Origin of the sequence: Streptomyces olivochromogenes, assembly GCF_001514115.1 — a bacterium.
In the GTDB taxonomy this organism is placed as follows: Bacteria; Actinomycetota; Actinomycetes; order Streptomycetales; family Streptomycetaceae; genus Streptomyces; species Streptomyces olivochromogenes.
The window spans coordinates 297008-303550 of sequence record NZ_KQ948464.1 but is presented as its reverse complement, the minus strand read 5'-3'; the positions used below and the strand labels follow the sequence as shown (position 1 = coordinate 303550).

At 66.1% G+C, this 6543-nt stretch carries 5 protein-coding genes, 1 tRNA gene and 2 pseudogenes; 2 read left to right on the top strand and 6 right to left on the bottom strand.

All coding sequences use genetic code 11. From position 1 onward, the window contains the following. From AQJ27_RS57975 to AQJ27_RS33005, 4 genes and pseudogenes are all read right to left on the bottom strand, one after another. A pseudogene (locus AQJ27_RS57975) lies at positions 1 to 194 on the bottom strand (hypothetical protein); the annotation flags it as partial. Between the two features lie 284 nt (positions 195 to 478). Continuing rightward, the gene (locus AQJ27_RS33020; RefSeq protein WP_067376502.1) at positions 479 to 1198 is read right to left on the bottom strand and encodes a DUF6193 family natural product biosynthesis protein; all 720 of its coding nucleotides are present in this window, start codon (positions 1196 to 1198) and stop codon (positions 479 to 481) included. A 175-nt stretch (positions 1199 to 1373) separates the two neighbouring features. Beyond that, complete coding sequence (locus tag AQJ27_RS33015) at positions 1374 to 1640, bottom strand: hypothetical protein (RefSeq protein WP_067376499.1); 267 nt, start codon at positions 1638 to 1640, stop codon at positions 1374 to 1376. Between the two features lie 1548 nt (positions 1641 to 3188). After that, complete coding sequence (locus AQJ27_RS33005) at positions 3189 to 3872, bottom strand: alpha/beta fold hydrolase (RefSeq protein ID WP_067376493.1); 684 nt, start codon at positions 3870 to 3872, stop codon at positions 3189 to 3191. A gap of 651 nt (positions 3873 to 4523) precedes the next feature. Here AQJ27_RS33005 and AQJ27_RS33000 point away from each other — a divergent pair. Both AQJ27_RS33000 and AQJ27_RS32995 read left to right on the top strand, forming a co-directional pair. Beyond that, positions 4524 to 4682: a helix-turn-helix domain-containing protein gene (locus AQJ27_RS33000; RefSeq protein ID WP_425275242.1), complete on the top strand. Its 159-nt coding sequence runs from the start codon at positions 4524 to 4526 to the stop codon at positions 4680 to 4682. Further along, positions 4682 to 5832: pseudogene (locus AQJ27_RS32995) on the top strand (tyrosine-type recombinase/integrase). The gene AQJ27_RS33000 and the pseudogene AQJ27_RS32995 overlap by 1 nt, the downstream one beginning before the upstream one ends. A 74-nt stretch (positions 5833 to 5906) precedes the next feature. On the opposite strand, the gene AQJ27_RS56580 reads toward AQJ27_RS32995, so the two are convergent. Beyond that, positions 5907 to 5961: transfer RNA gene (locus AQJ27_RS56580), tRNA-OTHER, on the bottom strand. Between the two features lie 246 nt (positions 5962 to 6207). Further along, positions 6208 to 6543: tetratricopeptide repeat protein (locus AQJ27_RS52730; RefSeq protein WP_159064446.1), on the bottom strand; the 336-nt coding region annotated here is incomplete at its 5' end.

Sequence of the window (6543 nt, the reverse complement as noted above, 5' to 3'; positions counted from 1 at the left end):
TTCTGAGGCTCCCCCTCCAGCTCAGCGAGCGTCTCTCCGTCACCCAGCACGAGCCTGGCAACCGCGTACAGGAACTGCTCAGGCCCGTCGGTGACGTACGAAGCGATGATCTCCGCCTCGCCTTGATCGTCAGCCACCTTGACGAAAGCCCAGCCGTGACTCCACAGAGTCCACGTGATCGCGAGAGACCTCATTGCACCCCCTGTGAAGGTTCACCCTACTTCCGGCCGGCGGATCGGCCTTGGGCTGGCGATCGCCGCCCCTGCAACAACGCCCGCTTTAGGAGCGAGGTGGGGTGGTCACAGGCCTGACCTGCGGGTTCACCGCCTTGGGCAGATCCGGCGGCGTGTCCCCCTGCGCACCCTGACTCCCCCTGATTCCCCGCCCGTTCTGGCACGAGAGTGGCACGGGGACCTGCGCTGGTGACCTTCTCGATGCGAACTATGGGCGCGACGGTCACCGAGGTCTGCCGGGCACGTCAGTCGGCCGCTTGGGGCAGATGGCGGACAGCCGCCGCCACTGCCTCCTCCGCAGTCGTCGTCTCGGCGAGGACCTCACCCATGTAGCTGGCGCTAACGGTGTAGGGCTTCTCCCGATGAGCGTCCAGGCACATCGGGACGACGGTGAGGTCAGGGCGGGTATTGGTAGAAAATCGCAGCGTCCAGTGGCTGGTGAACGGGTAGAGACACCGCAGCGCTGGCTCGGCATACGCCGCCTCGATGAGCGCGTAGTACTCGGGCCAGTCCAGCTCGCGCGCTTCCGTGCGCAGATGCTGCCACTCGGACTCGGTCAGTTGCGCCGAATCGTGTTCTGCCACTTCCACTTCGTAGCGGCCGGTGAGATGCACGAACGGCGCCGCTCGCTGGATGTCGGCCAGCTCCGCCCCTTCGTGCCAGGCTTGCGCAGCACGGACGACCTGGGTCAGGTCCTCCGTCCATCCATCGACGAGTGCCAATCCTTGGAACGCCTCGCAGCCGCGGATCGACCACCGCCGTTCGACCACCCACCCCGAGATGCCCAAGACCGTCCGGTGTGGAACGGTGCTCGCCACGGCGGCATAGAGCAGTGGGTCAGACTCTGAGACCTGGAACGGGACGGAGATGCCATCCCTGGCCGCAACGGTCTGGAGCGCTGCGGCGAGGCTACCTTCGGCCGCAATGTCGGGATAGAGAGCCGCTAGATCAGGGGACTTGGCCATGGACCAAGATTGTGCCGCAGTCACTCGAATCAGAAACCGAAGAAGTGAAGGGCCGGGTCTCTGACCTGCGGCCGTGTAAGCGACCAACGCTGCGACCTGCGACTTGGCTGTCGACGGTTGTCAGCGTTGGTCGTCGTTGAGCACCCCCGCACGGCCCAGGGACGGCCCGGCAGCGTCAGCCCAGCGCTTCCCGGGCAGCCTTGAGATCGTCCACCATGAAGACGTCCTGGGACCACTGGCCAGGCCATGCCGCCAGTATCAGATCCTTTGTGCCGGCCTGCGCCAGCATCGTTCGCTTTTCCGTGACCCTGGTTGCTTGCGTGACGACGCCTTTCGCGTCGACTCGAAGCAAAGTGACGGTCTGCCCCCTCCAGGGAAACCCACCCTCAACTGAGCTGGTGCGGCGAAGGGACGATGCGTCAAAGTCGGCGAATCTAGGCATGATCGCACCCTAGAGGAACTACTCTGCGTCGAAGGTACGGAGGTGCGACTCTGGCAAGCCAAGGGCGCGTCGGCCATCGGTTGGCGACAGCGCCCTGACGGCACGGGTCTCAGGTCTGACCGCATCCTTATCAGGTCGATCATGGCGTCTTCCGGACCCTGCACTTCGCCGGGAAAGCGGCTCGACGCCGGCCGCTGGAGTACGCCGAAATCCGACCGTGTTCACGGCTGTTGGTGTCAGCCGCTGGTGTCAGACATCAGTGGCTCACTTGACGGTCGTCCTGGCCAGGGAGTAAGGGCGCCGCTTAATCTCCGTCGCCAGCATGACGAGCCCTGGCGAACACTCCAGTCCGGATGTGAAGCGCCGCACCGAGCACGACGAGCCCCAGGGCAATGGAGGAAACAACCATCCCAGCTCCGGAAGAGAAGCCGAGAAGTTTAGCTCCGCCGTCCAGGACGAAGCCGCCACCCATCGCTATCCGACCCCAACCAGCCCTAGGCGATCGCGCATACGCTGCGATTCCCCGGCTGCCGGTCAAGGTCAACACGCCCAGGACTACGACAAAGCAGCCGGAGCCCAACATGATCCACGCAGACATGGCACCCCTCCGCGGGAAGGCTACTGCACGGGCTGCACGGGCTGCACGGGCGTAACGGCTTTGGCCAGCGGCTTGACGGTGCCCCAGAGCACCAGCTTGGAAGATCGCGTAACCGGATGCGGGCTGAGCTGGCGAGACGCTGAGCTGCGGGTTCTCGGGGGACTCGCCGAGGATCCCCGCTGCTCCCCGCTGGTTGCTGTTCGACCGGGCACGCGGAGGGCACGCGTGTGCCTCTCTGCCGCACTCTTGGCCGCCAGATGGCGAGACCCGTGCAGACGGCCCTATTGCGCGCTCACGCGGGCTGTGGACGGCTCGCACTGCCCCGTAGTCTCGGTTCCGACCACTCGGCAAGAACGGGGGAATTCACGGGATGGCGAAGCCGGTACGTGCAGCACTGGGGGAAGTCTGGCTCAACTGCCAGGTCTGCCAAGGGGATTTGTTCCGAGAGCGGCGTGTCCTGCTCAACAGCGCCGGCATGGAGTTCATGCTCGGAAAGTTGGCCGGCGAGAACGCCACGGGCCTGATCTGCTGGCGGTGCGGCTACGTCCACTTGTTCGTCAACAAGGACATCAAGCTCTACCGAGCGGACAAGTAACGGAGATTGCGAAATCGGGTGGGGGCTGACCTGAGGCGGTGACGTGCGTGTGTTCAGCACACTCGCTGACGTCCTCCGTGGGTCCCTGCTGCCAGGAGACCACGCGGTCGGCGAAGCCTGACTGGTCGAGTCAAGTCGCCGGCCGACCTGTGCGACGCTCGATGCTATGGGCACGAAGGTCACCGAGGTCTGTCGGGCTGGCTGGGCGGGCCGTGAGAAGCATGGACGGTTGGTGCTGGCCGACGGGGTTGCTGTACTTCGCTGCTGTACCGCACCGAGTTCTGTCGAGACCTCTTTACGGCCGGCGGCGACGCGCACGGATGCCCAAAGGCGGCGTGCCCCGCGGTCCTCGGCCCTACTCCAGGGTCTTCGCAGCGTTGCGGATGACCTCGAGGACAGCGTTGGGCTGAGAGAGCATCGGGACGTGGCTGCTGTCGAGACTGACGGTCGTGGCCTTCATCCGTTCGGCGGAAGCGCGCTCCCGGTCCGGGTTCACCGTGCGGTCCTGGGTGCCCACGATGTACCAGCTCGGCTTCGCTCGCCAGGCATTGCCGGGTACCTGCTGGTCGAAGAGGTCCGCGATCGGCGGGTTAGCGGTCGCCAGCACGAGTTTTTGTTCCTCCAGCGGCAGGTCGCCGCAGAAGTCGCCGATGCCCGACTCCTTGAGGTAGATGCGGTTGTCGGCAACCTCAAGGTGCTCGAAAACCGGCGAGCTGGGAAACGCGGCCAGGTGCTGCTGCGAGGTCTCGTCGTCGTCCGGGGCAAGCGCGCAGATGTACACCAGCGCGCCCACCCGGTCGTGCACGCCCGCCTTGGTGATCAGCGTGCCGCCGTAGGAGTGGCCCACGAGCACGACCGGGCCAGGCACGTGGTTGATCGCGCGGGTTACGCAGTCGACGTCGCCTGCGAGCGAATCAAGCCCATGCTGCGACGCGAAGACCTCGCGACCCTCGGCCTGGAGTGCGGGGATGAGCTTTGCGAAGCACGATCCATCGGCCCACAAGCCGTGGGCCAGCACGATGCTGGCTTTTCCGGCCATGAGTGCCTCCTCGGCGCTATGCCGCTACTTGAAGCGGAGATCCACTTCGTTTGATCCTCTTTGTTCAACCCTAGGTGGGAACTACAGGTGCCGCTCGCCCGGCACGAGGTCCAGGTCTTCCGACCGGCCTGACCCCCTGCCTCACCCACCACTCACCCCAGCTCTCATCCCGTACGCCGTCGACCCACACACCGTGGGGCAGGCGACGCCAGGGGCCACGTCTGCTCGGCTCTGCCTGGGTCGATGGTGTGCGGGATGGGAGCCCCCAGCATCCGCCACGACGGCCCGCGGTCGGCGGCGGCGCCCCCTCCATCCCGGTGCCGGCCAATCCCCGCCGGAGGCATTGTTCTGACCGCGGCTTGCCGTCCAGGTCTCGCCTCGTGGGCCGTAGCTCGCTGCGGCCCCAGGGTCCGGCCCCTGCGCCGTAGGCGTGTGGGGGCCGGGCCCAGGGGCCAGCCCGCGCCTCGCGCGGGCACTTGAACCAGTAGAGAAAGTTGTAACTCAGTACTCGGTGTGGGGCTTGAAGTCGTATGCGCAGGCTGGAAGTTCAAGGCTTCGCCGGTGTGCCAGGGGTAGGAAGAGCGCTGGTCGGGCTGTCCAAGTGATGCGTGTGCCGCCTTGGTTGATCGTGACGACGAAGAGCTGTTGACCGTGGCTGACGTCATGGCTCGGCTCAAGCTCGGCCGGTCGACGGTCTACGACCTGATCCGCTCCCGTCGGCTCCCCTCGATCACCATCGGCCGATGCCGCCGCATACCGGCGCGGGCCCTCAGTGACTACATCTCTCACGAACTGGAGGCGGCTGCCTGATGGCCGGTCAGCGCAAGCGCAATCCCAACGGCGCGGGAACGATCACCAAGCGCAAGGACGGCCGGTTTCAGTGCGCGGTCTACGTGCTCCAGCCGGACGGCACCGGGCCCGCAAGTTCGCCTACGGCAAGACCTGGGCCGAGTGCGACACCAAGAGGCGGGAGCTCCTCGCCAAGGTCGACCAGGGCGTGCCCGTTCCCACACGGTCGGCCAAGCTCTCCGAGTGGCTCCCGTACTGGCTGGACAACGTGATCAAGCCTCGGCGGAAGCTCAGCACGTACGACAAGTACGAGTCGCACGTCCGGCTCTACCTGGTGCCGATCCTCGGCGCGAAGCGGCTCGAATCCCTCGGCGTCGCCGACGTACGCCGCTTCCTCGTCCGCCTGGAGAAGGAGACCACCGCGGCAACGGCCAAGGAGTCCCACCGAGTCCTCCGTTCCGCTCTGTCCTCCGCCTGCCGCGAGGAACTGATCACGCGCAACGTCGCCAAGCTGGTCGAGCCGCCCCGCACGGACAACAGGGAGTTGAAGCCCTGGACGCTGGACGAGACGCTCGACTTCCTCGCCGCCTCTCGCAGAGATCCGCTCTACGCGGCCTTCGTGCTCGCCATTGCCATGGGGCTCCGTCGGGGCGAGATCATCGGCCTTCGCTGGTCTGATCTCGACCTCGAAAACCGGGTCCTCTACGTCCGCCAGCAGACTCAGCGCCGTCGGGGTGTCCTGTACGACGACGACCCCAAGAGCCGCCGCCGCCGAGCCGTTCCGCTGCCCGCGCTCTGTATCGCCCCGCTGCGCTGGCACCGGATGCGGCAGTCCGCCGCACGCGCCAAGGCGGGGGAGAAGTGGCAGGCATCCGGCTACGTCTTCACCACCCGAACCGGCCGCCAGGTCGAGCCGCGGAACGTCTACCGCTCCTTCACCCGCATCGCCGACTCCGCCGGCATCCGAGTCGTCCGGCTGCACGACGCCCGGCACGGCACCGCCACCCTCCTCACAGCGGCCGGAGTCGCGCCCCGCGTCGTGATGGAGATCCTCGGGCACAGCCAGATCAGCATCACCATGGACGTCTACACGCACGTTGTGCAGGACACGCAGCGCGAGGCCATGAGTCACATGGATCGGCTGCTCAGGAGGCGTCCCGGTCGTCAGTGACCGTGCTCGTTGATGTCAGCTGTGGATGTCAAAGGCCCCGGACCATGATCGGTCCGGGGCCTTTGCCCTTGTGCCCCCGGCAGGATTCGAACCTGCGACACCCGCTTTAGGAGTTCGATCAACTGAACTTCTTGCCTGGGTGCCGAGCACTCGACAGAGCTTGGTGAGTACCCGGGGAGGCGCCCAAGGCCGATCCAGTCTGCTGACGTTGCCGTCAGAGTCTGCCGTCACGACCACTTCGCCCCGAAGCAACCTGGGTAGACGCCCGACCTTGGGGCCGCTGTGCCTCTCACCTGCCGCGATGGGCCGCCGGCGCGTGTGGTTGTCCGCCGCTGTGTCTACGTTGTCACGCAGTCAGACACTGACTATGCGACGTTACCGTCGCTTGCGGCCGAAGCGGCGCTTGCCCCTGTTCGTCTTCCGGCCCGTCAACTGTTGAGCCTCATGCGTCTTTCCCATTGCGCTCAGCGAAGCGGCGAGATTCCTCGTGACCTGCGCGGTTTCAGGATGCTTCGCGCCATGGACGCGTAGGCAGCGGGCGCGTACATCTTTTAGGAGTTCGACAGCCTCCGGGTATAGGCGGAGAGAGTGCAGGATGGCAGCGACGCTGTTGATCGAGCTGAGGGTGTCGGGATGGTCCTCACCCAAAACACGGCGGCGGCGGGCGAGAGCGTCCTCGCCCATGCGGCGGGCCTCCGCATACTCTCCCAA